Genomic DNA, 26,599 nt, shown 5'->3' with positions numbered 1-26,599 from the left:
TCGCATACAAACTGCCCGGCATGCAGCCCACACCGGATGCGAGCCGCACCGCATGCAGCCCACACCGCATGCGAGCCGCACCGCATGTAACCCGCCCGGCATGCAACGCGCACCACGTGCAACCCGCCCCGCGGGCGCCGGACTTCTGCAGGGCGGATGCATGCCTCACAACGAACCGCGCCCGTCCGGCAGAGGTGCCAGCTGCCGGCTGAGCCGGAGTACGTCGGCGACCGTCCGGGCGTCGGTGCTGCCACGGTAGGCGGGTACGGGCCGGGCCTCGGGGCCGATGAGGAGGCCGGTCCGCCCGTCCAGCGAGGCGTCGGCGGCGGCGACGACGGACGACCGCGCGGCCACGGATGCCGGTCCTGCGGTGGAGCGTTCGAAGGTCCGCCGGACCAGTGGCCACAACAGCCGCAGTGCCGGGGAGACGATCTTCGGTGAGCGCATGGTGCCGTTGGTCATGTCGGTCGCGGCGCCGCCCGGGTCGGCCGCGAAGACGGAGATGCCGCTGCCCCGGAGACGCTCCGCCAGGTCCAGGGTGTAGGCGAGACTGGCGAGCTTGGCCCGGCCGTACCAGTGGAAGCCGTAGTAGCCGCCCGGGGGTTCGACGGCGTCGAAGGTGCGCCTGGCGACCCGGACCGCCCCCGAGGTGACGTTCACGATCCGGCTCGGGGCGCCGTCCCGGAGCCGGTCGACGAGCAGCTCTGTGAGCAGGTACGACGAGAGGTGGTTCACAGCGAAGGTCGCCTCGATCCCGTCGACCGTCTGCTGCCGGTCCGGGAACATCGCGCCCACGTTGTTGACCAGGACGTTCGGCGGCTCCTCGTCCGCCAGCAGGGCGGCGAGTGCTCGGACGTCGCCGAGCGATGCGAGGTCGGCTGCCAGGAACCGAGGCGTGCCCGCGGTCGCGACCTCGGTGATCCGCTCGACCGCGCGGGCGCCGCGCTCGGCGTCGCGACCGACCACGGTGACGGCGAACCCGCGCGCCGCCAGCCCCACCGCCGTCTCCAGGCCGATTCCCCCGGTCCCCGCTGTCACCACTGCCCGCTGTTCCATGACGTCTGCCCTCCGCATCCCGGCGAAAAACGGATAGCTATCCGCTTTGATGCGGGTACGCTAACACAACCGGATAGCCATCCGGTTGGCTGTCCGGTTCGGTGAAGGTGGGACGAGTGCGGTACGGGCGTCCGTCGCCCGCACTGCCGACCTGCCGTCAGCGCGGGGGACGCAGGCCTTCGAGGAGGATGCCGAGGTAGACCTCGGTACGCATAGGGTCGCCGGCGCCGGAACGCACGGCGTGCTCGATGCCGCAGACCAGTCGGCGCAGGTCGTCGGCCTCGACATCGCGCCGGATGACGCCGCTCCGCCGAGCGCGGTCGAGCAGGTGCGCCACGTTCCCGTCCAGTTCGGCCTTCAGCTCCGCCGTCTGCGCGTCGGTGTCGCTGGCGGACTCGAGCACGGCCGCGAACCCGGTGTCGTCCAACGCGTGGGTGAGCGCGAAACGCAGCAGGCGGTGGAGCCCCGAAAGGGCATCCTCGTCGGCGGCCGCGGCCTGTGCCTCGTCGACCAGCTCCTGGAACCGCTCGGCGGAGAGCGCCTCCCGCAGCGCGTGCCGACTGGGGAAGTGCCGGTACACGGTGCCCACGCCCACGCCGGCCAGCCTGGCGATGGTGTTCAGCTGGAGCGAGTCGTCACCGGCGGCCAGTTGCTCGCGGGCGACCTGCAACACCCGGGCGCGGTTCCGCGCGGCGTCCGCCCGCAGTGCCGGCCCCTGCCCGTTTGCCCGTGTCACGGCTCCAGCATAAATGGGCGTTGAAACGGGCAGGCCGGTGCCGCCCCGGGCAGCGGCGGTGGACGCCCTGCGACACCCCTCGGAGCGTGGCCCTGTGACAGCCCTCGGCCGGGCCGTCGGAGAGTGGACGCCCTGCGACAGCCCTCGGCCGGGCCCTCGGAGAGGTGACCCGGTCGAGTAGCCGCCGGCGCTGTCGAGCAGCGCGGCCGTGCCCACGTCACTCGCAGACCGTGCCGTCGTCCGGCACCGTACCGTCGAGGAGATAGGCGTTCACAGTGTTCGTGACACAGTCGCTGATGCCGTACGTTCCGTGCCCTTCGCCCTTGTTGGTGAGTTCCACCGCGACGCCTTCGCCGAGTTCCTCGGCCATCCGCCTGGTGCCGGCGTACGGGGTGGCCGGGTCTCCGGTGTTGCCGACGAGGAGGATCTGTCCGGCTCCCTCGGCGGAGACGTCGGGCGTTGCGGACTCGCCATCGACCGGCCAGCCGGTGCAGGACATGAGGCCCATGGCCATGCTCTCGCCGAAGACGGGGGAAGCGGCGCGGAAGTCGGGCAGCATCGCCTCCACGTCCGCCTCCGTGTAGCGCACGGAGCTGTCGGCGCAGTGGATCGCCTGGAAGGCGTCGGACATGTTGGTGTAGTGGCCGCTGGGGTCGCGCTCGAGGTACGCGTCGGCGAGCTGGAGCAGGATGTTCCCCGTCTTCTGCTGCTCGGCCTCCTGGAGGGCCTGGGTCAGGATGGGCCATGCCTCCTCGGAGTACAGCGCCGCGCCGATGCCCGTCTCCGCCAGTTCGGCGGTGAGCTTGCGGCCGTCGCCGGTGGGCAGCGGCTGTTCGGCGAGCCGTTTCAGCAGCGCGACGATCTTCTTGCGTCCCTTTTCGACGCTGTCACCGGTAGGGCAGTCCGGCTGCGCCGCACAGGCCTTCAGGTAGTTGTCCAGTGCGAGCTGGAAGCCCTTGGCCTGGTCGAGCAGTGACCGGGCGTCGTCCTGGGTGGGGTCGACGACGGCGTCGTACACCGTCCGGCCCACGCGCTCGGGGAACAGGTGGGCGTACACGCCCCCGAGTTCGGTGCCGTAGGAGACGCCGAAGTAGTTGAGCTTCTCCTCGCCGAGGACCTGCCGCATCAGGTCCATGTCGCGGGCCGCGTTGGACGTGCCGACGTACGGAAGGACCTCGCCGGAATTCTGTTCGCAGGCCGGCAGGTACTTCTCCGAGAGCGCGACGAGTTCCTGCTGCTCCTTGGCGGTTTCCGGCGTGCTGCCGAGCTGGGCGAGGGCTTCGGCGTCCTCGTCGCTCAGACAGCGCACGGGCGCGCTGTCGCCGACGCCGCGCGGGTCGAAGCTCACCAGGTCGTACTGGCCGTGCAGAGCCGCGTAGTCCGCCGAGGCCGCGGGCAGAAGGGCTACGCCGGACGCACCGGGACCGCCGAAGTTGAACACGAGGGAGCCGATGCGCTCCTTGCCGTCCTGCGGGCGGGCCTGCGCGCGGATCAGCGCCAGGTCGATGGTTTCGCCGTCCGGGTGTGAGTAGTCGAGCGGCACCGTGAGGGTGGCGCACTCCCAGGGCGTGCCGTCCGGCAGCGCTCCCGGCGCACTCCCGGCCGGAGCCTGCAGCGAGGTGGGAGCCGGACAACCGTGCCAGTCCAGTCGCTGTGCGGTGAGTGAGGCGGGTAGGGGTGGCCCCTCGTTGCCGGACGAGGCGGCAAGGGCGGGTGCTGCCGCGGCCTGGCCCGGAGCCGGCAGCGCGGCGGCTGCGGGGAGGACGGCACCGCCACAGAGCAGCGCGGTCGAGGCGGCGACCAGGGCTATACGGCGGTGCTGCCACTTGGACCCGGGGGCTGCATGGTGGAGGTGGCCGTGGAGATTCATGGGTGCTTCCTGCTGCTGTCGAGGGATGTTGTCCCTGCCCCAAGCGGTCGGGGCGGGTGGTGGAACACCTCAAGTGGGCCCGAGACCCCACAGGGGCGTCACGCTCCGGATACTCGGGACTTGACAGGACGATCCGACTGTGGCGGACGCAGGGCACGGCGCTCCGCGACGGCTACGAACCCCGAGCCGGCGGAAATTCCCTGGCGCGGTGGCCGGCGAGGGCGGAGACTCGCCTCGTGACGGACATGGGGGCGTTCCGGGAGGCGGTCACCGCGTGGGCGGCCGGTGCCCCGGGCGACTCCGCCCGCGAGCTGGCCGAGCGGCTGTCCGTCCGGACCGTCGTCCTCCTCGAAGGGCCGAGCGACGCCGCAGCGGTCAACGCGCTGGCCGCCGGCCACGGCCGGAACCTGGCGGCCGAAGGAGTCTGCGTGCTGCCGATGGGCGGTGCGATGAACGCCGGACGCTTCGCCGGCCTCCTTGGGCCACCCGGCCTGGGCCTGCGCCTCACGGGGCTCTGCGACGAGGCGGAGCATCCCTACTACGCCCGCGGCTGGGAGCGCGCCGGTGCGGCACGAGAAGGGTCCGCCGGCGCGGCACACCAAGGGATCTTCGTCTGCGCGGCCGATCTGGAGGACGAGCTGATCCGCGCGGTCGGCGTGACACGGGTGCAGGAGCTGGTCGGGGCGGAAGGCGACCTGCGCGCCCTGCAGACCTTCCTGCGCCAGCCCGCGCAGCAGGGCCGCACCTCACAACAGCAGCTGCGGCGCTTCCTCGGCACGAAGAAGGGGCGCAAGATCCACTACGGCCGTGTCCTCGTCGAGGCCCTCGACCCCGGCCGCACACCCGCCCCGCTCGACGGCCTGCTCGCCGGCCTCTGACCGCCGGCCCCGTCAGGCCCGGTGCCGCGCGTGCGACGCCCGGCCCCCGCCAGGCCCGGTGCCGCGTGCGGCGCGCCGGCCCAGCGGCATCGAGGACGCACACGCCCCCACATTCCACCGTGGGCAGTCATCGGCTCGTCCGGCCCGTGTTCCATCGGCTCGCCCGCCCCACCGCGAATGTCATGTCCCTGAACTCGCCGCGCCCGGACACCGCCCGCGTATCCTGCTGGCCGCCCGCAAGATCCGCGCAGTGCCGTCGCCGTGCGGGTGAGGACGGGAAGCCTGGGGGAGGGACACATGAAGCCGGTGGAGGCAACGGATCCCGCTGCTGTCGGGGGATACCCGATCTTGGCACGCCTCGGTGCCGGAGGTATGGGCCAGGTCTATCTGTCCCGTACGACGTCCGGCCGGCCCCTCGCGCTGAAATCCGTCCGCCCGGATCTGGCCGAGGCACCCGACTTCGAGGCACGGTTCGCCCGGGAAGTACGCAACAGCGACCTTGTCCGCTCGCCGTTCACCGTCTCCGTCATCGACTACAGTCCGCCCGGTCACCGCCCCCAGTGGCTCGCGACCGAGTACGTCCCCGCGCCGTCGCTGGCCGACTGGGTCCTGGCGCACGGCCCGCTTCCGCCGCTCACCGTGCGTGCGCTGGCCGGTGAACTGGCTGCCGCTCTCGCGGCCGTGCACGACTGCTCGCTGGCGCACCGGGACGTCAAGCCGTCCAACATCCTCCTGGCCCGCGAGCGGCCCATGCTGATCGATTTCGGCATCGCCCGGGCAGCCGACGACTCACGGCACACGCACAGCGGCGGCGTCATCGGCTCCCCGGGCTACCTCGCCCCGGAGCAGGTCTCCCGGGGCATCGTGACCGAGGCCGGCGACGTCTTCTCGCTCGGCTGCGTCCTCGTCTTCGCAGCGACCGGACGCAGTCCGTTCCAGCACCCGGGGGAAGAAGTGTCGGCCGCCTCGCTGCTGTACCGCATCGTCCACGAGCAGGCCGACGTCGAGGCACTGCCACCGGAGTTGCTGCCCGCCGTGATGCGCTGCCTGGCCAAGCAGCCCGAGCAGCGACCCACCGGCAGGGAACTGACCGAGCTGCTGCCCCGTCCATCCGGCTCGGCCTGGAAACAGTCCCTGCCGCCCGGCCTCGGCGACGAACTCGCCGCCCGCGAGGCAGAAGTCTCGCGTCTGGTCGCGGCACGCACCGTGCCGACGGTTCCGCCACCGCCCACCCGGACCACCAGCCCGCACCCCGTCGCCGAAACGGTTCCCCCACTACCGGCCGGCCCCCACCCCGTCGGCGCCTTCGGCCCCCCGCCGTCTCTCGGCCCGAGGGCGGCCGACCCCGCGGGCGTACTGCCCCGGACGAACGGCACCGGTCAGCCGACGACACGCGCCTCGCGCACCCGGTGGATCGCCGCCGCGGCTGCGGCAGCAGTTGCCGTGTCCCTGGTCGCGTTGTTGCAGCCGTTCAACGGACGCGACGACCGCACGGGTACGGACACCAAGGGCGGCGGACACCCGTCGGCCTCCGCCTCCGCGAACGTGCCGACCCTTCCGGAGAAGTGGACGGGCGTCTGGACGGGCACCGGACCGGGCAACCCTCGGGCCGATGGACGACTCGCGCCCCGCACCACGTCGTTCAAGGTCACCCTGACCCTGCACACCGCCGCCGTCGGAGAACTCGCCGGCAAGCAGGTCAGCAACGTCACGGAGGCCGGTACGCGGCGCGAGGTGGGCTGTACCGAAGCCCTGCAACTGCGTGGCGTGCGCGGCGGCCACGTCACCCTCGAAGCGGTCACGAGCCACCCCACCGACCGCGCCGCCTCCCTGCTGAACTGCGAAAAAGGCCATGTGTACGTCGTAGAACTGTCGGACGACGACACCATTTCGCTCGGCGAGGAAGGAGCCCAGTCGGCAGGTGCGCCTTCCCGCCTGCACCGCGGCCGGGGCACCGGATGAGGACTCCGTACCCGGATCTCCCCAGGGTGGAAGTCCGGGCCGCAGCCCACCTTCCTCGGTGTTCGAGTCGATCGGTGCCGAGGCCGTGCCCGCCCTGCGGCGCGTACGCCAGGAGCCGGCCGACGGGCCGGGGATCCGCTCGGGCGCCCTGGAGGCCCTCACGGTCATAGGCGGGCCGGCCGCGCTCAGTGCCCGGGACCTTCGGGCGTGGCGCCGGCTGACGAGGATCAAGAGCCTCCGTCGTGGCTCACGGGCCACCGCCCGGATGCACGACACGGCCCGCAGCGGAAGGATCGTCCGGGGGCGGCTCCGCGAACGCTGTGCGGGGCCCGCCCGTGACCGGTTGCTCGGCATCCGCCCGAGCTGGGGGAGACGCCCGTTCTGGCGTTCCGACCGGAGCACTGCCATGGTGATCAAGCGCATCCTGAACCGTCCTGCCGATTCCGCGGAACCGGCACCACATCCCTCCGCCTCGGGGGCGTCGGCGACCGCCGCCGACTGGGGCCTGTTGCTCATCCGGCTGACCTTCGGCCTGCTCATGGCCGCGCACGGGGCTCAGAAAGTCTTCGGGCTCTTCGGAGGCCAAGGCCTGACGGCGACCGGCAAGGGCTTCGACGCTCTCGGCTACCACCCGGGAAAGGTCTTCGCGGTGATCGGCGGTCTGTCCGAGCTGCTCGGCGGCCTCGGCCTGGCTCTCGGCCTGCTGACGCCGCTCGCGGCTGCCGCCCTGATCGGCGTTATGATCAACGCGATGGCCACGGTCACCGGTGCCCACGGCCTGTGGGACACCGACGGAGGCGTCGAATACAACGTGGCCATCGCTGTCGTCGCCCTGGGCATCGCTGCCATCGGTCCGGGCCGGCTGGCCGCCGACCGCTTCTTCCGCTGGGGCAACGGCGGCTGGCCCGAGGCCGCCGTGGCACTCGGCCTCGGCGGTATCGGCGCTGCGATCACACTCGGTCTCTAGCGGGCACGGGTACCGAGCGAAGTTGCCGGGTCGACCGAAGCGCTCGCGAAAAGGGGGGCGGCCACCGATTGTTTTCTGTGCGATCGGCAGTCAGACATGCCGGATGATGTGCCGCAGCGGCGCGTTCGGTCGCTGTGTGCGCAGCCCGATACTGCTCACCACCGAACACGAGAGACACCGAGGAACCCTTAGATGCGTACCCTGATCAGCACGGCCTTCATCTCGCTCGACGGCGTCGTGGAGGCTCCGGGCGGCGAGCCCGGTTACCGGAACTCCGGATGGACCTTCAAGAACATCGAGTTCCTCCCCGAGGCGTTCGAGATCAAGGGCCGGGAACAGAAGGAAGCCACCGCGATGCTGCTGGGCCGGGCCAGCTACCAGGCGTTCAGCCCCGTGTGGCCCGACATGGAGGACTTCGCCGACTACAAGGTGATGCCGAAGTACGTCGTCTCCACCACCCTCACCGAGGACGACCTGGTGCCGAACTGGGGCGAGACCACCATCCTGCGCTCGCTCGACGAGGTCGCCGCCCTGAAGGAGACCGAGGGCGGCCCGATCATCGTCCACGGCAGCGCCTCCCTGAACCAGAGCCTCTCGGACGCCGGCCTGATCGACCGCTACCACCTCCTCGTCTTCCCGCTCCTCCTCGGTGCCGGCAAGCGTCTGTTCAGCGCCACCGACAAGGACACCCAGAAGCTCAAGCTGGTCGAGCACGAGGTGTACGCCAACGGCCTGCAGAAGAACGTCTTCGAGGTCGTCCGCTGACGAGGGCAGGCCCCTGTGACCGACCGGCCGGCCGACCGGCCGAGCGGTTGGCGAGATGCCGCTGTCCGCGCGGCTCGCGCCGTCGCCGGCACGCTCAAGTCCGCCTGAGTCCTGGGCGGTTGATCCGGGCACACCTGTACACCAGATGCGGCGCCCGGCACTCCGGCCATGGCTCGCCGGACGGCCACAGAAGCGGCCCGCCGACGGAGCTGTCGTACGGGCCCGGGGTGCCGGCGGACGGGTGGAGCAGGGTCGCAGGGCGGGCGTACTCGGCGAGGGCCGGGAGCTGCTCGATCAGGGTCCGGGGCGTAGGCGCTCGTCTGGTCCCCGTCCTGCCCTCCGGAGGAGAATCATGTCCTTTCCCGCGCTTCCCCGGTCCGTGGCCGGCGGCGTGCAGTTGGTCTGTACGTGCTACGAGGACGGCAGGGCTCTGTGGGGCGGGCTGCTCGACGAGATCGGGGGCCGCCGGGACGGCGACGTGCTCGTCCTCGACAGCAGCGGAGTGCGGGTCCACCTGGTCGAAGGCCGAGAATGGGACAATCTGCGCGGCGGCAACGTACCGGCGCTCGTCAGCGGCCGCGGCCCCGTCCCGCCGGTCGTCGTACCGTCGGATGCCGTGACCTCCGATGTCATGCCCTCCGATGTCACGCCCTCCGATGTCACGCCGTCAGATGTCATGCCGTCAGATGTCGTGCCGTCAGATGTCGTGCCGTCGGATGTCGTGCCGTCGGATGTCGTCCCGCCGGTCGTCGTCATTGCGGACATTCCCGTGGTGTACGGCGGTGACGGGCCGTTGCTGGTGGATCTCGTGGCGATACCCGGGCGCGGCGTCCGCGTCCCGTCGGCCCGGCTCGGCGAGATCCTGGCCGCCGTGCTGGGAGGCGCGCTCGCCTTCGACGACCTGGTGTGCGACATGGACAGGTACGGCATGTACCAGGGCGACGGCGGCCGGCCGGCCCTCCCCGCGCCGACGGATCCGCCGCGCCGGTCCTTCCCGGCGCTGCCGTCCACGGCCGCGTCCCTGCTGGTCAGGACCTCCTTTGACGACGAGGGGGCCTGGCGGGCCCTGCTCGACGAGCTGGGCGGGACCGACGAGGACGGCTGGGTCGGTGCGGACCTGGACCCGGACGAGATCGACGTGGAGCACTACCCGCTGTCGGCGCTGGTCGTGGACGACCGGGCCTTCGAGGGCCTCCTGCCGGGCCAGGTCCCGGCACTGGTCCCGCCCGAGGAGGAGACCACGCTGGTCGTGCTCGCCGACCTCAGGACCTTCACCGAGCCCGGACGGCCGCTGACCGCCGTGGACCTGTACGACATCCCGGGGCAGACCGCCGTCCTGCCCTGCCGCGAGGTCGGATCGATGGCGTGCAACCTGGAGATCGCCAACATGGACTTCCACGAATTCATCGCCGTGGAGGGCGTGGAGCCCTGAGGGCATGCACGGCAGGCACGGCATGCTGAGGAACCGGAGGGCCTGCGCCGGGCAGACCTCCAGGGCATCCGTGCACCGTGACCGTGACAGCACGGCGACGCTCCCCGGGGCGAATCGGCTCACCGGGCGGCACCGGTCCGGCTAGGACCGGACGAGTGGCCTCCAGAACTGCCCGGTTCCCTGGTCCCGGACGGTGTATCCCAAGTTCTCCACACTGCGCGTCAGTTGCCGGACATCGTCGGCCGAGTTCCGCCTCAGCGCCTCCCGTCGGGCCTTGAGCAGCGCATCGACCTCGGTCGGCAGCTCGGACGCGCCCGCGACCCAGGGCAGGAACAGGCCGGCGTAGGGGTCGCTGTCCGACCACGGGTAGCCGTGCGCCCGGAACGCGGCGGCGAGCCGCTCCGCGGGGGCCTGGTGAGTGCCCCGTGCCAGCTGCCGGGACGCATGGTCCAGAACGACCAGGGACGTGCCGTCCAGGAAGACCGCCGCCACATCCTCGCGGGCGATGGTCTCCTTCCCGTCCGCGCGCTCGATCTCCAGCCGGGCGTCGGTGACGGTGACCTTCAGCGACTCCGACAGGGCGACGAAGGCGAACACGATGCCCAGCACGAGGCCTGCACCCATGTACGCGGCGACCTTCCACGGCTCGTCCGCCCAGGCGATGATCTCGACCACGGCACGAAGGGGCAATCTGGGCGACGCGAGTGCCCAGCGAGCCACCAGGGGCAGGACAAGGCCGAGAGCTGTGCCGAGCAGGGGCATGCCCACCAGAATCACTGTCGTGTCCGAACGCGGATGACCGAGCACGGTCGCCGTGTCCGTCGGCCCGGGTGCCTGCCCGTCGCTCTTCTTGTCCGGCTGCTTCTTGGTCATGGTGTAGCGCTCTCCGTCCCCCGGTGACGGCCGGCTTCGGTCATGAGCCGGCCCGCATCTGCTTCGCAGTGATCGATGCTAGGGAGACAAGAGCGGGCCGGACAGCTGCCGAAAGTCGATTGCTGCTCACCAAAAGTCGGTCATGGGCGCCGGTGTCAGCTCGGCTGTGGCCGGCTGATTCCGCCCGTACCCAGGCCGATCACGGCGCGCGGCTGCATGGGCCCCTGCCCGCGCCGGGAGAGCAGCACGACCTCGTCGACCGTCACCGACACGGCGTCGAGCCGGACGGCGCACTCGGCCGCCAGGGGTTTTGGCTGCTGGGTGCGGCCGAGGGAGAGGTGCGGGGTGAAGCGTCTGCCGGGCTTGTGGCAGAGCGGGAACCTCAGCCCGAGTTCCCGGTGGAGCCGGGCCCACGGTGCCGGGTCGGCCGCGGCGGGGTCGAGCCATACGGTGGCGTAGTGCCGGTGGTGGAAACAGTGCACTCCGGCCAGCCGCGCGGTGAAGGCCGTGCTCTGTGCCGCTGCGGTGGCCAGCAGGGGCAGAGCCCGTGCGAACTCCTCCTCCGGTACGAAGCCGAACAGCAGGTTCACGTGGGGCGGCCAGCGTCGTACCTGGGGGTCGTGTTCCCAGCGGATGTCCTGGATGGCCGGCCAGAGCCGCGGCGGCGGCAGCCACGCCACCGCCGTCCGGGGTGTCGGCGCGACCTCGAGCGTGCCCACCGGCTCGGCCCCGCCGTACGCCGGATCCCTGTCCACAGGACCCATGGTCCCAAACCGGCCCCGAAGCCGTCCGCAGACTCTCCGCCGAGGCGGGGCGGGACAGTAGCAGGACGGGGGCCTGTCACCGTGTGTGCGGCACCGTGGACGGTCACCGCAGGTGAGGGCGTCGGTCAGCTCGGTTACTCCACGGTCATGGGACCACGGTAGGGATTGCAGCTGGCTGGTAGAGGCGCTTCCGGTTCGCCTGGTTGTTTCGCCTGGGCCGCGAGAGCAACGTGGAACCAAGGGAAAGCCGATAAAAAGGGGCAAAGCGAACGCTCGTGGCTCTGGATCCGAGCATGATTCACCGGTGTCCTGGCCGTCCGCGGCACGTACCGGTCTCAGGTCCGGCGGCCCATTCTCCCCTTCGCGTCGTTCATGCGCTCTCTGTTCGAACCCCTCAGGAGATTCATCATGCGTCTTGTCAATTGGACCCTCGCCGCCGTTGCCGGCGGCGCTCTGGCCCTCGGTGGTGCCGCGGCGTCGGCCGTCGCCGCGCCGGCCTCGTCGATGGATGCCCTCCACCATGACCAGCAGATCAGTCACTCGGTCACCTACACCGACCACGGCGGCGGCCACGGCGGCGGCCACGGCGGCGGCCACGGTGGCGGTCACGGCGGCGGTCACGGTGGCGGTCACGGCGGCGGTCACGGTGGTGGCCACGGCGGTCACGGTGGTGGCCACGGCGGTCACGGTGGTGGCCACGGCGATCACGGCGGCTACGACGACGGTGGCTACAACGGCAGCTGGGACCGCGGCCACGACCACGGCGGCGGGGACCACGACGACGACTACGGAGGGGATTGGTAATCCCGTAGCCGAGGGGGCCGGCCTGTGAGCCGGCCCCCTCCTAGCCGTGACCGGCACGGTCGGTCCGGGCGAACGGCAGCTCCGCGGACAGGGTGGTCCCCGCGGTGGGCGGGCTGTCGAGGGACAGCTTGCCGTCCAGCGCTTCCACGCGGTCCCTGAGGCCCACCAGACCGGTGCCGGCGGCGAAGCTGGCGCCGCCGACGCCGTCGTCCTGAACGCGGACGCGCAACAGTTCCGAGTCGGCGTCCACCGTGATGGTGACGGTCGATGCCTGCGCGTGCTTGACCGCGTTCGTCAGCGCCTCGGAGATCACGTAGTACGCGCTGACCTCGACCCGCTCGGGCAGTCCCACCTGGACGTGCATCTCGACGTCGACGGGGATGGCCGAGCGACGGGCGAGTGCCTTGAGCGCGGGGACGAGGCCGCCTTGGGCCAGGATCGCGGGATGGATGCCGCGCGCGACCTCGCGGAGTTCGTCGCAGGCGTCCGTGAGTCCGCCGGCGACCACGTCGAGTTCCGTGTGGAGCCGGCCCAGATCCGGCGGGACCGCCATCTGCGCGTTACGGAGCAGGAGAAGCAGTGAGACGAGCCGTTGCTGGATGCCGTCGTGCAGGTCGCGTTCGATGCGGCGCCGCGCGTAGTCCGCGGCGGTGACGATGCGCGCTCGCGAGGCGGTCAGTTCCGCATGGGCCTTGGCGTTCTCGATGGCGATGCAGACGAGATCCGTGAACGCGGCGATCTGGGACTCGGCGTTCGCCGGAAAGGGAGTGTCACTGCCCTTCGTCGCGACGATCAGTCCCCAGGGCTGCCCGGCGACGACGATCGGGCACTCGACAGACGAGCCGCTGCCGGCCGCAGGAGCCGACGAGCTGCCGGCCGCCGAAGTCGATGAGCTGCTGTCGGCCGCCGGCGTCGACGAACCGTTGCCGGCCGCCTGAGCCGACGAACTGCCGTCTGTCGGGGGAGTCCCACGGGCGTTCGAGCCCCCGTCGCCCCGGTCGCCCCGGTCGCCGCGGTCGCCCCCGTCACCCTCGATGCCCTCGGCTCGCCAGGCGGCAACGCGACTCAGACCCCCGTGTGCTTCGTGACGCTCCACGCGGACCGTGTCCGCGCCGGTGAGGAGGCCCGCCTCGCGGGTGACGGCTTCGAACACGATCCTCGGCCGGGCCGACCGCGCGATGAGCGTGGCGACCTCGCGCAGCGCGGACTGCTCCTGCGACAGACACGCCGACACCAGTGCCGAGTGCCGCAACCGGGCCGTCAGGTGCCCGACTACCGCCGCCGTGAGGAGGAACGCGCCCAGGGCCGCGGCGGTCTGCGACTGTGCGATCGGGAACCCGTGCGGTCTGGCGAACAGGTACACGTACGCCACGACGCCGAGTGCCGAGGTGACGACAGCCAGTGCGGCCCCCCACGCCACGGCCGCGATCATGACGGGGATCATGTAGAGCGCCAGAAGGTGCAGGTGCAGGACGTACGGGTCGAGGGCGTCCAGGAGGGCTGTTACCGCGGCGACCATCGCGATCCCCGTGAGCAGCCCGTTCAGCCAGTGCCGGCTCAGCACCTTCACGCCACCCAGTGTGACACCGGACGCGCAGGCCCGTCCGCTCCTGCCCCGGCAGGCCGGCGGCGCGGTCGACCGTTGCCGAGGCCCGTGAGAGCCTGCTCGTAGGGAGGCCTCCCCGCCGTGGGCCCGGGGGCCGCCGCCCATGCCGCACAGGATGGTGGAAGGGGCGGTATGACGTGGTTGCGAGTGGTTCTGGCGGACGACGACGTGCTGCTCCGCCAAGGCCTGGCCAGCTTCCTCGAACGGTCCGGGGTTTCCGTCGTGGGGCAGGTCGGCGACGGCGGCGCATTGTTGGGGATCGCGAGGCGAACGCTGCCCGACCTGGTGGTGGTCGACATCCGCATGCTGCCGACCGACACGACCGAGGGCCTCGAGGCGGCCCGGGTCATCCGCGAGGAACTGCCGGGCGTCGGCATCCTGGTGCTGTCCGCGCACGTCGAGGTCGAGCACGCCATGGAGCTGCTGGCGGGCGGTCGGGGGGTCGGGTATCTGCTCAAGAGCCGGGTCGGTGACGTGGAGGAGTTCCTGGAAGCGATCAGGACCATCGCCAAGGGCGGATCCGTCGTGGATCCCGCCCTGATCCAGGAACTGGTCTCGGCGCAACGGCGTGAGGATCCCCTCGACGTGCTGAGCGACCGCGAACGTGAGGTACTGGCCCTGATGGCGGAGGGCCGCTCCAACGTCGGTATCGCCCGCCGTCTGTGGGTGACCGAGGGCACGGTCGAGAAACATGTGCACAGCATTCTCGGCAAACTGGGCCTGGCCGAGACGGACGACGACCACCGCCGGGTGCGAGCCGTTCTCACTTTCCTTCAGGCTCCTTGACCGCGGCAGCGCCACGGGAGCCCCTGGGCCGGAGAGCGCGACCGAAATGCCCTGCCGGCGACGGTCACCCGGCCGTCATCCTCCGCCGGAGGGGCTGTCGTGCTCCTCGGCGAGCAGGTCACGGATCGCCGCCGCGGACAAGCGGCTCTTGCACAGGAACCCGGCCGCCGAGGAAGCCGCCACCAGCGGCGCGTAGTCCTGCTCGGCGCAGGCGGAGATGAGAATGGTCCGCGGAGGTCCGGCCGTGGCGTCCCGGTGCAGACGATCGGCGACTTCGATGCCGTTCTCCGCCCCGAGTTCGACGTCGACCAGCACGACGTCCGGCCGTAGCTCCTCGATGCGCTCGGCCGCCTCGGCACCCGTCGAAGCGACCCACACCACGCTGATGCCCTCGCCCTCCAGCAGACAGCGGGCGGCGGCCAGGAAGTGGGGACAGTTGTCGACGATGAGGCAGCGCACCACATGGTGAGCCTCCCACACGGTGTGCGGACGAGCATTGAAGCTGCCCGCCATCTGGACGTACGCCGGCGGCGGGCACGCTCGCAGGTGAGCCCCTAGCGGTCGCGATCGGCTCCTGCGCCGGCGGCTGTACCGGTGCCTCCCCGGGCCGGTCGCGGGCGCGGCTCGCTGTCGTCGAGCTTCTCCAGGAATCCGGCCAGGGTCTCGGTGACCTCGTCCAGGGAGCGGGCACTGAAGAGGACGGGTTGGTAGCCGCGGATGTCGTACGGGGTGGCCAGCATGACGTCGAGGTCCATGGGGCGGACGCGGGCCGTTCGCAGCTGACGGAGTTCGCCGTAGGAGGAGAGCAGGGCCGCACCGTACGCCTTCGGTGTGCCGGATTCGTCGAGGACGCCGTACTCCAGGGTGAACCAGTACACGTCGCTGATCATCTGGAGTACGTCCTCGCGCTCCACCCGCTGCGCCGCCCGCCCGATCAGACGGTAGATGTCGGCGAAGGCCGGCGAGGACAGGTGGATCCCGTGACCGAAGACGTCGTGGATGACGTCCGGCTCGGGGGTGAACAGAGGTACGGCCGGATGGCGGACGAACTGGACGGCGTGGAAGTAGCCGTCGGCCATCGCGCCCAGGAACCGCTTGTTCTCGACCACGCCCCCGGCGAGGGTGAAGTCGAAGCCCGTCAGCCGCCGCAGGTGCGAGCCGACCTCGGCATGCTGCGGGATGTGGCCGGCGGGAACCGGCGCCTGCTCCCTGGCGTCGAGGGCGGCACGGCACGCATGCTCGCTCTGCGTCTGCCACAGGGCCCGGTGGACGGTCCGCCAGGTCCGCTCCTCGCTCTCGCTGTAGACCACCGGGGGTGACGGATCGCCGACCCGGTGACCGCGGGCACGCGCCGCGATCGCCCGGCGCCGCAGCAGGTAGTCAGGATCACTGAGCCCCGGATGATCGGTGGCCGAACCCAGCCGGCCGTCGGCCGCAACGGGCGTTCGCCTCTGAATACCGCTCACGAGACGATCATTCCTTTTCCGGCCGACCGGATCACACCCCCGTCACCCGCTGGGCCCAATCGGCACCGGCACGGTCAGGCGAGGCCGCCCTCCTCGCAGACCCGGCGTGCGACCTCCCGGAGTTTGATGTTCTTCTCCTGCGAATAGCGCCGCAGCACGGTGAAGGCCTGGTCCTCGGTCAGGTGGTGGCTGGCCATGAGGATGCCCATGGCCTCGCCGATCGTGTGGCGGGTGGCGACCGCCTGCTGCATCTGGGCGTGGGTGCGGGCGCTGGAGAACGCGACCGCGGCGTGGGAGGCGAGGAGCCAGCCGGCGGTCTCGCTGGTGTCGTTGAAGGCACCGGCTTCCCGCGAGTAGAAGTTCAGCGCACCGAGATCGTCGTCCTCGGTGAACAGCAGGATCCCCATCATGCTGCCCACGCCCAGCTTCCGGGCCTGCGGGGCGTAGGCGGGCCAGCGGGGCTGTTCCTGCCTGAAGTCGGTGACCCTGTACACGCGTTCGCCTGTTCGCGTGAGGGCGGCATCGAAGCAGGGCCCTTCCCCGAGCCGTTCCTGCAGCTGATCACTGTCGACGATCAGTTGGCTGGTCGGGGCCAGCGTCTCCACCTGCCGTCCGTGCAGGACCAGGATGCCGGCCGCGTCACAACCGTCCACCAGCTCGGTCGCCGAAGAAGTGATGCTCCTGAGCGTCTCCTCGACCGACGACTGCGCCGACAGCACTCTCGCCATGGCAGCCATCTGCTGCGCGAACTCACGCCAGTCCATGAGGTGCCACCTCTCATCCGCCGCGCTGCCCTCGTGCCCACACTCGCACGCCCCATGCAGGGTGACCCCGCGCCACAGTCGAAAGCGGCCGGGGGGACACCAGCCGGCAAGGACGAGTTCACGCGGCAGGGACACCTGCCTCAGCACCGCTGCCACGTCACTCTGGAAAAACATTGCCTAGACAAGAGTTGTCGCGGCAACTATGGTGGATCCGTGCATACGACGAGCGGACTCCACGACCATCTCGGCTACTGGCTGCGTCGCCTGTCCGACGAGGTCCACGGCCGGTTCGAGGCCGAACTGAGCAGGCACGACGTCACCGTCTCGCAATGGGGGGTGATGGTCGGCGTGTTCCACGGCCACGACACCACCAAGGCCGTGGCCGCCCACATGGACATCGATCCGGGAGCCGTCTCCCGCCTGGTCGACCGCCTTGCGGCCAAAGGCCTCGTCCGGCGCGAACCCGACCCCGCCTCACGGCGCACGGTCCGGCTCGTCCTGACCGACCGAGGCAGGGACCTGGTGCCGGTGCTGGCCGAGCTGGCCGATCGCAACGACGCCCACTACTTCGGGTCCCTGGACCCCGCTCAACGCCGTCAGCTGGAGGAATGGATCCGCCGCCTGGTGGGGGAAGCCCACCCGGCGGTGCCCTCCGACAATCCGTGAAAGAAGCACACCATGACCGTCAGGACTTCCGTCACCAAGACCATCGGAATCGACCGTCCGTGCGGGCAGGTCTACGCCTTCCTCGCCGACCCCGCCAACTGGCCCCGCTGGGCCGTGGTCAACGTCCAGTCCATCGAACCGACCGACGATCCCGTCTGGTGGCGCATGTCCACACCGCAGGGTCCGGCAAGGCTGCGCATCCATGCCCAGGCGGAGTTCGGCATCCTCGACCACGACTACGTCGACGACACGGCCTCCTGGCGCGTGCCGGCTCGTGTGGTCCCCAACGGTGACGGCGCCGAATTCATGATCACCTTCCACCGGCCCCCGTCGCTCACCGAATCCACCTTCAAGCAGCAGACCGACCTGGTGGACGTCGAACTCGCCACGCTCAAGAAGATCCTGGAGACCGGTCCGGCGGGGCACACGGCCTGAGGTGTCCGGCGGGGGAAACGGTACGACCGGTCCGGCGGGGGAAACGGTACGACCGGTCCGGCGCGGGAAACGGCGCGACCGGCCTCTGACCGGCTCCACCCGCATCCGGCGCGGGGCGTCTCACCTGCGGCGACCGCGCCGCGCTGGTAGAACGGAGCAGACCGACAGAACGGACATCACCGGGGAGGACGAGATAGCCGGATCGGGGACGAGGCACTCCCGCGAGGGCGCGGCGGCGCGGCTGCTCGCGCGCCTCGCCGTACTCACAGCGATCGGCGCCGTGGTCGTACTGTTCCGCGCGCTCGGCGGGGGCGGGCTGCTCATTGCCGTCGCAGGGTTCCTCGCACTGGTCGTCTGCGCCGCCGGCCTCTGGTGGTTCCTGGCGCACCGCGGCGCGGTAAGGCTGTTCGGGGCGCTGGTCGCCATCGGGGCGCCCGTCGGTGTCCTGGTGCTCTTCGCGCAGGGCGGCCTGTGGCAGACCGCCCTGGTCCTGAGCCTGTGCTGGGCGGCGACGCTGGCCTGTGCCCGGGCAGCGCTGCGCAGGTCGCACCCGCAGCGGCCCATGCAGGCGACGGCCGCACCCCGGCCGCAGCGACCGGTGCTCATCATGAACCCGAAGTCCGGAGGCGGAAAGGTCGGCCGATTCGGCCTCGCCGAACGGGCCCAGGAACTGGGCGCCCGAGTGATGCTGCTCGATCCCACCGTCCCGAACGACGTCGCCGCGCTGGCCCGCCGGGCCGTTGCCGAGGGCGCGGACCTGCTGGGCGTGGCGGGCGGCGACGGCACCCAGGCGCTGGTCGCGGCCGTCGCCGCCGAGCACGACCTGCCGCTCCTCGTGGTCTGCGCCGGCACCCGCAACCACTTCGCCATGGACCTCGGCCTCGACCGGTCCGACCCGCGCCGCTGCCTCGACGCGCTGACCGACGGCGAGGAACTCAGGGTCGACCTCGGCGACGTGGCGGGCCGTCCCTTCGTCAACACCGTCTCGTTCGGGGTGTACGCGGACGTCGTGCAACGCCCCGAGTACCGCGACGACAAGGCGGGCACAGCGCTGAACCTCATGCCGGACCTGCTGGTCGGCGAGGGGGTGCGGCGACTCGACGCCCGCATCGACGACACCGCTCTCTCCTCCCAGCAGGCCCTGCTGATCAGCAACAACCCGTACAGCTCCCCGGACGAGATCACCGGTGGCGGCCGCAGGCCACGGCTCGACGGCGGCGTACTGGGCGTGCTGGCGGTCCGGGTTGAGAGCGCGGCACAGGCCGCGGACCTGGCCGTGCGGGGCTCGCAGTCCATGGGGCTGACCGTCATGACCGCGCACCGGGCCGAGGTGACCTCCGACACGGACGACATCCCCGTGGCGGTGGACGGCGAGGCCCTGCAGATGCCCGTGCCGGTGGTGTGCTCGCTGCGTCCGGGCGCACTGCGGGTCCTGGTGCCGCGCGACCGCCCGGGCGTCCCGGTCCCAGCGCCGCCCGTGAACTGGCGGCGGCTCCTCCACCTCGCGTTCGGCGGCACCGAGCGAACACCCGAAGGAGAGAACCGTGCCTGACCGGAACACCGCCCGGCCCGCCACAGCGGCCCGGCGAACCGCAGCCGCTGCTCCGACCGCCATGGCTTCGGTGTTTCGCGACCTCCGCGCGATCGACGGGGCCCTGTACGCCGCCGTCGCCGCCACCCCCACGCCGACGCTGGACCGCGCGCTACGGCGGCTGTCGCACGCGGCCGACCACTCGAAGATCTCGCTCACCGTGGCCGGCGGCCTTGCCCTCGTGCCGGGCCGTCCCCGCCGCGCGGCTCTGGCCGGCGTCTGCTCGGTCGCACTGGCATCGGCGGCGGCGAACCTGCTGGGCAAGCGGATGGTCCGCCGGCGCCGGCCCGACCGTGAAGAGGCCCGGGTGGTGGTGGACCGGCACGTGCCCATGCCGAAGTCCGCGTCCTTCCCTTCCGGCCACACCGCATCGGCGACCGCGTTCGCCACCGCCGTGGGTGTCGTACTGCCGCCTGCCGCGGTGCCCCTCGGCGCACTGGCAGCCGCCGTCGGCTACTCCCGGGTCCACACGGGCGTGCACTACCCCGGCGATGTCGCGGCCGGCGCGGTCCTCGGATTCGCCGCCGCGGCGACATTCCTGGCGCTCGTACACGTCCCGCTGCACCGCTTCACGACGCGGCCGTCGTAAGCGGTCGTACGCTGCGTGCATGGACGACGAGCAGCTCCGGGCTGTCACGGTCGGCGGCATGCCGCCGACTCACCAGAAGATCGTCATCGCCGAGTACGACCCCGCCTGGTCGGCGTGGTTCGAGCGTGCAGCCGCACAGATACGCGCAGCGCTCGGCGGGGCGGCCCTGCACATCGATCACGTCGGCTCCACCTCGGTCCCGGGGCTGCCGGCGAAGCCCGTCATCGACATCAACCTCCTCGTCGCCGACCCGGCGCAGGAATCGGCCTACGTCCCACAGCTGGAAGCCGCCGGCTACACCCTGCGGATCCGTGAACCGGACTGGTACGAGCACCGGATGCTGCGCGGGGCGGTCCCTCCGGTGAACCTCCACGTCTTCCCCCGGGGATGTCCTGAGCACGAGCGCATGCTCCTCTTCCGCGACCGGCTGCGCCGGAACGCATCCGACCGCGAGTTGTACGCGCGGACGAAACGCGAACTCGCGAGGAGGGACTGGAAGCACGTGCAGAACTATGCCGACGCGAAATCCGGAGTCGTCAGGGAGATCCTCACCGGAACGCAGCAGACACGGGACCCGTTGCGCTCCGCACCTGCCCAGCAAGAGGGTCTGGCCGAGGAGTTGTGAGCGTACGGCCTGTACGGTTGCCGTACCAGGGTGTGGGCGAAGCCTCGGTGAGGGACATCCAGTGCCGGACGGTCGGTCCCGTGATGGGAAACCGGTCGCTGCCCAGTCGCGGGACCGTCGCCGCGAGTTCGTGCAGAAGGGCCGACAGCACGTCACCGGATCGGAAGTCCCCTCGGACACCGGCCCGGAAGTCCCCCTCGGACATCATCGGCCCAAGCTGGAGCAGGCGCCGTTCGTGATCCACGCGGCCCAGCGGCCGTCCAGTGTCCCGCCCTCGCACGGCCGGCCTACCCACGTCTCCGCGTCACCAGGGCGACGACCGTGCCGATGCCCGAGATCAGCAGCCCGAGACCACCGAAGATCAGCGGCAGCAGCCACAGCGAGGCGAACCCGTTGATGCGCGCGTCCTCGGGTGAGTCGGCCCGGTAGAGCACCTCGACCCGCTCGCCTTCCTCGTACGCCGGGGGATTGGAACCCGTGGAGTCCCGGAAGGTCGTCGGTGTGCCGTTCTCCGGCGTGAACTCGACCACCGGGTAGGCGACGGGCTGATCGTTCGCCCGCTTGCCACGGGATGTGCTGTCGTGGTCCTGCCGCCACTCCAGGGAGACCACCGTGCCGCGGGCGCGCTCCGCATCGGTCAGGAACGAGACGGACACCCCCGCCAGGATCAGTCCGATGACCAGAAACAGCGCCCCGAACGCGATCGTCCCGAACGTGATCCACCGGCGGGCATTCCACCCACGCACCCGACCCTGCACAACCTGCACGACGTTCCTCTCACTCGTCCGAAGCGAGTAGGGACGTTATCCCAGCCACCCCGGTCGCCGTGCCCCGCCCCGGGCGACCGGCATCGGCACGCCTTCCGGGACGCAGGGCTCGCCCGGGCCTACGCCTTGTCCACGCCGCAACCCAGCCCGACAACGACACCGCGTGGATCAGTCAACTGCCTCTGCACAGGGCTACCTTGATGTCGCGAGGCGGCCGGCTCGACGGTCGTCCCGCGGGGCCGGAGTCACGGCGTACCTCGGCCGCGGCCTGCCGGTCGCGGATCGTGTGGATCGGGGCGGGCCGCACGCCAACTCCGCCGCCGGTTCCACGTATCCGTCGCCGGCGTGTCGATGCACGCATCGACGGCCACGCCGGCGTCCTGCGATCACCGCGGCGCCGCGCCGGCGCCATGCGAGCCGCACGGCCATCGAGGCGATGCTGCACCCTGCACCTTCCCTGCCCGCGGTGTCCGTCCGGGTTGTGCTGGTCCTGACGGGGGCGGATGGTGGGACATGGGCAAAGACCAGGTCGAGTGGGTGATGGGTCCGAAGAGTACGGTGAGCGACTTCGACATCGGTGGGCCGCTCGCTCTCACCAGGGCGGCCACGGCGGTCCTGGACGACCGTGGCGTGGTGATCGGCTGGAGCCCGGCCGCCCAGCACTTGCTCGGCTACGCTCCCGACGAGGTGGTCGGACGCAGCGGGGACAGCCTGCTGGCTGTCCCGAGGGCGGTGCCGGTCGAGGCACGGGCAGCGGACGCGGTCCGCGCGCGGGAGGCCTTCAGCGAAGTGATCGCGGTGCGGCACCGTGACGGTCACGCACTGTGGGCGGCGGTCACCATGTGTCCGGTCGACCGCGGCGGAACGCGGCCGGGCTGGGTGCTCGCCGCCGTCGGCCTGGAGGAGGAGCGGGCCTGGGAGGCCCGCCAGGCGATGCTGCACGGCCTTGCCACCCAGTCCCCGATCGGTCTCGCGATCTACGACGCCGAGCTACGGCTGACCTGGGCGAACGCGGCCTCCGACCGTGAGGTCGGGGCACCGCTGTCGGACTACGTCGGCAAGACCTCCGAGGAACTGTACGGCGTCGGCGAGGTGCTGACCGAGGGGTACGGGCGCACGCTGGGGGAGGTGATGCGGCGCGTCCTGGACACCGGAGAGCCCGTCATCGACCTGCACTTTCGCGGTCGGCCGCCGGTGGAAGCCACAGCGGATCACGTCTGGTCGTGCTCCTACTACCGGCTGCTGGACGGGCGCGGGAACACGCTCGGCGTGTGCGAGGACGCCTTCGACATCACCGACCGTTACCGTGCTCAGCAACGGATGGCCCTGATGGCGCTGGCCGGGCGGCGGATCGGTGCCACGCTCGGCATCGAGGAGACCGCCCGGCAGCTCGCCGAGGTCGCCGTGCCCGGTTTCGCCGACGAGGTCACGGTGGATCTGGTGTCGGTCGTCCTGGACGGCGAGGAGCCCACGGCGGGGAGCACGCGCCAGCCACTGATGCGCGTGGCCGGACGCGGCCGGGCCGGCCACCGGGACGGTGCGCGTGAGGACCGCGTCGCCGGCCGGTCCGGCGCCCACCCGGTCCGGTACGCCCCGGGGTCGCCGCAGGCCGTCTGCCTCGCCACCGGTGAACCTGTACTGGAACACGGCGGCGCGAAGACAGCCGGCGGACGGCCTGTCGCGGCGGAGCCCGACGCTGCCGTCCCGTCCTGCCTGGTGATGCCTCTGCGCGCCCGCGGCGTCATCATGGGCCTGGTCACCTTCCGGCGGGAGCCCACCTCCTTCCCGTTCGACGCCGACGAGCGCACCCTGGGCGAGGAACTGGCCACGCACACCGCGGTCTGCCTGGACAACGCCCGTCGCTACACCCGGGAGCGCAGGGCCGCCGTGACGCTCCAGCGCCTCCTGCTGCCGCACCGCCTGCCTGCCCAGAGCGCGATGGAGGTGGCCTGCCGTTACCTTCCGGCGGAGAGCCAGGTCGGCGTCGGCGGCGACTGGTTCGATGTGATCCCGCTCTCCGGTACCCGAGTGGGTCTGGTCGTGGGCGACGTGGTCGGCCACGGACTGCGTGCCGCGGCCACGATGGGGCGCCTGCGTACCACCGTGCGCGCCCTGGCCCGCCTGGACCTGCCCCCCGGCGAGCTGCTGAGCCGGCTGGACGACCTCGTCGGGCAGACCATCGACGGGGCGGACTGGGGCACGGACCGAGGGACATGGACGACCACCGGCCAGGGCGGGGGCGACGGCACGTACGGGCGGAGTGGCACGGGGGCGGGCTCGCAGCCCGGTCATGCGGACCAGCTGGTCTACGACGACGCGGTCGGGGCGACCTGTCTGTACGCGATCTACGATCCGGTCAGCGGCCTGTGCAGCATCGCCAGCGCGGGCCATCTCCCGCCGGCGATCGTGGACCCCCTCACGGGCGCGGTCGGGTTCCTCGACCTGCCACCCGGGCCGCCGCTGGGGCTGGGCGGGCTCCCGTTCGAGACGGTGGAGTTCAGCCTGGGCCACGGCAGCCTGCTGGCCCTGTACACCGACGGGCTGGTGGAATCGAGGGGCCAGGACATCGATGTGGGCCTCGGTCAGCTGGCCCGGATCCTGGCCGGCCCCGCCCGCCCCCTCGAGAGCCTGTGTGACGAGACCCTCGCCGGCATGCACCCCGACGAGCCGGCCAGGGACGACATCACCATGCTGCTCGTGCGCACCCGGCTGCTGGACACCGAGCAGGTCGCCGTCTGGGAGCTGCCCGCGCAGCCGGCCTCCGTGAGCCTCGCCCGCACCCTCGCGGACGAGCAACTGGAGAAGTGGGGGCTGCAGGAGCTGACGTTCACCACCGACCTGGTGATCAGCGAACTGGTCACCAACGCCATCCGGTATGCCTCGGCACCGATACAGCTGCGGCTGATCCGGGACCGTACCTTCCTGTGCGAGGTGTCGGACAGAGGACACTCCTCTCCCCATCTGCGCCATGCCGCCATCTACGACGAGGGCGGACGGGGCCTGTTCATCGTCGCGCAGCTGGTCCAGCGTTGGGGGACGCGCTACACCCCCGGCGGCAAGACGATCTGGACCGAGCAGGCGATCCCACCCGGCCACCAGCCGCTGCCCACCGCCGACTGAGGCCCGCCGTCACCCCTGCGGACGGGAGCTGCGAGCGGCGCCCGCCGATGCGGCCACCACGCACAGCACGGCGATCCACTGCGACCAGCGCAGCGACTCCCGGAGCACGATGAGGCCGACGAGGGCCGCCATCGCCGGCTCCAGGCTCATCAGGATGCCGAAGACGCGGGGCGGGATCTCACGCAGCGCTTCCAGATCCAGCGAGTACGGGATCACCGACGACAGCAGTGCCACGCCGAGTCCCGCAATCAGGATCCATGGCTGGATCAGCGCCGTTCCGAACAGCCGCAACGCGACCGTCCCGAAGCTGCCCACTTCGCCGAACAGGTGCTTGGCCGCTGCCGAGCCCACCTGGACGCTGACGATGCCGAGCAGTAGCAGTGCCGTTGGCGGGATCGCGCCGAAAGCACGTCCGGCAGGCGTGGTCAGCGAGGCTCGGGGGGACGCGCCGCGTTCCGTCGGGTCGACGTTCATGGTGGCCACGCGTGGATTGTGGAGGGTCGGATGCCGCACGGCACGTGAATTTCCGCTCCGGCGCGGGGACAGGGACCGAAACGCCGGGCTCCCCGGCGGACGGGCGCGTCAGCCCGGTACGCCCGTGAGTCCGGCCCACGGCTTCGCCCGTGACGCTGCCTCACAGGCTGACGGGCGCTCCGACGTACGCGAAAGCGTGATCTCATCGAGTCGGGGCCGGCGCCGACTCCTCTCGCCGAAGCGATCACACCGAGTGCAGTACCGGTTTCACCCGATTGCACCCGGTGGGCTGGCTCACTGCCACGTACGCGTGAAGCTGATGGGGCGTACGGTCCGACGGAAGGCGAGAACGCAATGAGTGCGGTCCCTGGCATACGACGTCACACGCGACGCCTCCACCGAACGGCGGCTGGATGCGCCGTCGCCGTCCTGTGCACGGTCCCGGCGCCACCGGCCTCGGCGGACGGTGGCGCCGGCGGTGTGAAGCCCACCGTTGTGCTGGTGCACGGCGCCTTCGCCGACGCCTCCAGCTGGAACGGCGTGGTCAAGCGTCTGCAGCAGGCGGGGTATCCGGTCATCGCTCCGGCCAACCCGCTCCGCGGGCTTGCCAGTGACGCCGAGTACGTCCACAGCGTGCTGAAGAGCGTGCACGGACCGGTCGTGCTCGCCGGTCACTCCTACGGCGGCGCCGTGATCAGCGAAGCGGCCGTCGGCGACGCCCAGGTCAAGGCGCTGGTCTACGTCGCCGCCTTCAGCCCCGCAGAGGGGGAGAGCGCCCTGGAACTGTCCGGCAAGTTCCCCGGGAGCACTCTCGGCAGCGCGCTCGACAATGTGCCCTTCCCCCTTCCGGGCGGTGGCACCGGCACGGACCAGTACATCCGGCCGGACAGGTTCCACGACCAGTTCGCCGCCGACGTGCCCAGGTCGGTCACCGACCTGATGGCCGCCACTCAGCGACCCGTGGCCGCCTCGGCCCTGCAGGAGAAGGCCACCAAGGCCGCCTGGAAGACGATACCCACCTGGACTCTGATCACCACCGAGGACCGCAACATTCCGCCGGCCTCGCAGCGCTTCATGGCGCGACGCGCCCACGCGCACACCGTCGAGGTCAAAGCGTCCCACGCCGTCTCGGTCTCCCAGCCCGGCGCGGTCACCGGCCTGATCGAGCAGGCCTCCCGGGCCGCCACCACCACCGTCACCACGACGGCGACCGACGCCGATCGTTCCGGCCCGGCCCTCGCGGACACCGGCTCCGGACGGCCGGGGATGCAAGCCGCCACCCTCGGCGGAACGGCCGTCGCGTCGGTCGGCGTCGGTTCCGCGGTCGTCCTCCTCGCCCGCCGCCGGCGATCGAAAGCCACGAGCGGTCGCTGAGGGCGTCCGTCACCGCGCCACGGGGAGGGAGAGGCGCGGACGAATCCGTGATTCTTCGCCTGGCCGCACGCGCGAGCGGATGTCTGCTCAGCGGCGTGCGGCCAGGCGCATGCATGCCCAGAAGCCGTTCGGTCCTCGGCCGGCCCGGAGACCGCCGCCACCGCCCGAGTGCGCGCCGCCTCGAACCTCGGCCAGCCCTCCCCCCCCGGCGACCGCGCAGGTCCTCACC

General features: G+C 71.4%; 25 protein-coding genes. 14 read left to right on the top strand and 11 right to left on the bottom strand.

Going from position 1 to position 26,599, the window contains the following annotated elements:
- Positions 1–165: 165 nt before the first annotated feature.
- The 3 genes from ACZ4SF_RS27640 to ACZ4SF_RS27630 all read right to left on the bottom strand — a co-directional run bounded on the left by ACZ4SF_RS27640 (position 166) and on the right by ACZ4SF_RS27630 (position 3,662).
- Entirely contained in the window at positions 166–1,056 is an 891-nt protein-coding gene (locus tag ACZ4SF_RS27640; RefSeq protein WP_468389189.1) for an SDR family NAD(P)-dependent oxidoreductase, read from the bottom strand.
- 157 nt (positions 1,057–1,213) lie between these two features.
- Positions 1,214–1,792 (bottom strand): TetR/AcrR family transcriptional regulator, encoded by a 579-nt coding sequence (locus tag ACZ4SF_RS27635; protein WP_468389187.1) that lies wholly within the window; start codon positions 1,790–1,792, stop codon positions 1,214–1,216.
- 217 nt (positions 1,793–2,009) lie between these two features.
- Positions 2,010–3,662 carry an alpha/beta hydrolase gene (locus ACZ4SF_RS27630; protein ID WP_468389186.1) on the bottom strand — a complete coding sequence of 551 codons (1,653 nt, stop codon included), beginning with the start codon at positions 3,660–3,662 and terminating at the stop codon, positions 2,010–2,012.
- A 236-nt stretch (positions 3,663–3,898) separates the two neighbouring features.
- On the opposite strand from ACZ4SF_RS27630, the gene ACZ4SF_RS27625 reads away from it, so the two are divergent.
- The 5 genes from ACZ4SF_RS27625 (at position 3,899) to ACZ4SF_RS27605 (ending at position 9,666) form a co-directional block, all read left to right on the top strand.
- Positions 3,899–4,540: a TOPRIM nucleotidyl transferase/hydrolase domain-containing protein gene (locus tag ACZ4SF_RS27625; protein ID WP_468389184.1), complete on the top strand. Its 642-nt coding sequence runs from the start codon at positions 3,899–3,901 to the stop codon at positions 4,538–4,540.
- Between the two features lie 348 nt (positions 4,541–4,888).
- Positions 4,889–6,502: a serine/threonine-protein kinase gene (locus ACZ4SF_RS27620; protein ID WP_468389182.1), complete on the top strand. Its 1,614-nt coding sequence runs from the start codon at positions 4,889–4,891 to the stop codon at positions 6,500–6,502.
- 406 nt (positions 6,503–6,908) lie between these two features.
- The gene (locus ACZ4SF_RS27615) at positions 6,909–7,469 is read left to right on the top strand and encodes a DoxX family protein (protein ID WP_468389487.1); all 561 of its coding nucleotides are present in this window, start codon (positions 6,909–6,911) and stop codon (positions 7,467–7,469) included.
- 192 nt (positions 7,470–7,661) lie between these two features.
- On the top strand, positions 7,662–8,234 hold the full coding sequence (locus ACZ4SF_RS27610; RefSeq protein ID WP_468389180.1) for a dihydrofolate reductase family protein: 573 nt from the start codon (positions 7,662–7,664) through the stop codon (positions 8,232–8,234).
- A gap of 352 nt (positions 8,235–8,586) precedes the next feature.
- On the top strand, positions 8,587–9,666 hold the full coding sequence (locus ACZ4SF_RS27605) for a DUF6924 domain-containing protein (RefSeq protein ID WP_468389178.1): 1,080 nt from the start codon (positions 8,587–8,589) through the stop codon (positions 9,664–9,666).
- Positions 9,667–9,807: 141 nt separating this feature from the next.
- Here the strand turns inward: ACZ4SF_RS27605 and ACZ4SF_RS27600 are convergent, their stop codons facing one another.
- Positions 9,808–10,539, bottom strand: coding sequence for a YqeB family protein (locus ACZ4SF_RS27600; protein ID WP_468389176.1), 732 nt, complete (start codon positions 10,537–10,539; stop codon positions 9,808–9,810).
- Positions 10,540–10,694: 155 nt separating this feature from the next.
- Entirely contained in the window at positions 10,695–11,294 is a 600-nt protein-coding gene (locus ACZ4SF_RS27595; protein WP_468389174.1) for a 2'-5' RNA ligase family protein, read from the bottom strand.
- A gap of 417 nt (positions 11,295–11,711) precedes the next feature.
- On the opposite strand from ACZ4SF_RS27595, the gene ACZ4SF_RS27590 reads away from it, so the two are divergent.
- Entirely contained in the window at positions 11,712–12,107 is a 396-nt protein-coding gene (locus tag ACZ4SF_RS27590) for a hypothetical protein (RefSeq protein WP_468389172.1), read from the top strand.
- A gap of 40 nt (positions 12,108–12,147) precedes the next feature.
- Here ACZ4SF_RS27590 and ACZ4SF_RS27585 read toward each other — a convergent pair whose 3' ends face one another.
- Complete coding sequence (locus ACZ4SF_RS27585) at positions 12,148–13,677, bottom strand: ATP-binding protein (protein ID WP_468389170.1); 1,530 nt, start codon at positions 13,675–13,677, stop codon at positions 12,148–12,150.
- Between the two features lie 168 nt (positions 13,678–13,845).
- On the opposite strand from ACZ4SF_RS27585, the gene ACZ4SF_RS27580 reads away from it, so the two are divergent.
- A complete protein-coding gene (locus ACZ4SF_RS27580; RefSeq protein ID WP_468389168.1) occupies positions 13,846–14,499 on the top strand; it encodes a response regulator in 654 nt (217 codons plus the stop codon).
- Positions 14,500–14,574: 75 nt separating this feature from the next.
- Here the strand turns inward: ACZ4SF_RS27580 and ACZ4SF_RS27575 are convergent, their stop codons facing one another.
- From ACZ4SF_RS27575 to ACZ4SF_RS27565, 3 genes are all read right to left on the bottom strand, one after another.
- A complete protein-coding gene (locus tag ACZ4SF_RS27575; protein WP_468389166.1) occupies positions 14,575–14,961 on the bottom strand; it encodes a response regulator transcription factor in 387 nt (128 codons plus the stop codon).
- Positions 14,962–15,053: 92 nt separating this feature from the next.
- A complete protein-coding gene (locus ACZ4SF_RS27570) occupies positions 15,054–15,965 on the bottom strand; it encodes a phenylalanine 4-monooxygenase (protein ID WP_468389164.1) in 912 nt (303 codons plus the stop codon).
- A 74-nt stretch (positions 15,966–16,039) separates the two neighbouring features.
- Positions 16,040–16,729: a GAF and ANTAR domain-containing protein gene (locus tag ACZ4SF_RS27565; RefSeq protein WP_468389162.1), complete on the bottom strand. Its 690-nt coding sequence runs from the start codon at positions 16,727–16,729 to the stop codon at positions 16,040–16,042.
- 213 nt (positions 16,730–16,942) lie between these two features.
- Here ACZ4SF_RS27565 and ACZ4SF_RS27560 point away from each other — a divergent pair, with 213 nt between their 5' ends.
- From ACZ4SF_RS27560 to ACZ4SF_RS27540, 5 genes are all read left to right on the top strand, one after another.
- Positions 16,943–17,395, top strand: a complete 453-nt coding sequence (locus ACZ4SF_RS27560) for a MarR family winged helix-turn-helix transcriptional regulator (protein WP_468389160.1) — start codon at positions 16,943–16,945, stop codon at positions 17,393–17,395.
- A gap of 12 nt (positions 17,396–17,407) precedes the next feature.
- Positions 17,408–17,830, top strand: coding sequence for an SRPBCC family protein (locus tag ACZ4SF_RS27555; RefSeq protein WP_468389158.1), 423 nt, complete (start codon positions 17,408–17,410; stop codon positions 17,828–17,830).
- A 280-nt stretch (positions 17,831–18,110) separates the two neighbouring features.
- On the top strand, positions 18,111–19,382 hold the full coding sequence (locus tag ACZ4SF_RS27550) for a diacylglycerol/lipid kinase family protein (protein ID WP_468389156.1): 1,272 nt from the start codon (positions 18,111–18,113) through the stop codon (positions 19,380–19,382).
- 61 nt (positions 19,383–19,443) lie between these two features.
- On the top strand, positions 19,444–20,010 hold the full coding sequence (locus ACZ4SF_RS27545) for a phosphatase PAP2 family protein (RefSeq protein WP_468389484.1): 567 nt from the start codon (positions 19,444–19,446) through the stop codon (positions 20,008–20,010).
- 19 nt (positions 20,011–20,029) lie between these two features.
- On the top strand, positions 20,030–20,635 hold the full coding sequence (locus ACZ4SF_RS27540) for a GrpB family protein (RefSeq protein ID WP_468389154.1): 606 nt from the start codon (positions 20,030–20,032) through the stop codon (positions 20,633–20,635).
- Between the two features lie 287 nt (positions 20,636–20,922).
- Here the strand turns inward: ACZ4SF_RS27540 and ACZ4SF_RS27535 are convergent, their stop codons facing one another.
- Positions 20,923–21,381: a DUF3592 domain-containing protein gene (locus ACZ4SF_RS27535; RefSeq protein WP_468389152.1), complete on the bottom strand. Its 459-nt coding sequence runs from the start codon at positions 21,379–21,381 to the stop codon at positions 20,923–20,925.
- Between the two features lie 534 nt (positions 21,382–21,915).
- On the opposite strand from ACZ4SF_RS27535, the gene ACZ4SF_RS27530 reads away from it, so the two are divergent.
- Positions 21,916–24,522, top strand: coding sequence for a SpoIIE family protein phosphatase (locus tag ACZ4SF_RS27530; protein ID WP_468389150.1), 2,607 nt, complete (start codon positions 21,916–21,918; stop codon positions 24,520–24,522).
- 9 nt (positions 24,523–24,531) lie between these two features.
- Here the strand turns inward: ACZ4SF_RS27530 and ACZ4SF_RS27525 are convergent, their stop codons facing one another.
- On the bottom strand, positions 24,532–24,996 hold the full coding sequence (locus ACZ4SF_RS27525) for an EamA family transporter (protein ID WP_468389481.1): 465 nt from the start codon (positions 24,994–24,996) through the stop codon (positions 24,532–24,534).
- A gap of 480 nt (positions 24,997–25,476) precedes the next feature.
- Here ACZ4SF_RS27525 and ACZ4SF_RS27520 point away from each other — a divergent pair, with 480 nt between their 5' ends.
- Positions 25,477–26,370: an alpha/beta fold hydrolase gene (locus ACZ4SF_RS27520; RefSeq protein WP_468389149.1), complete on the top strand. Its 894-nt coding sequence runs from the start codon at positions 25,477–25,479 to the stop codon at positions 26,368–26,370.
- Positions 26,371–26,599 lie beyond the last annotated feature (229 nt).

Source organism: Streptomyces sp. NPDC027663 (genome assembly GCF_055566415.1).
This window is presented reverse-complemented; position numbering and strand designations above follow the sequence as displayed.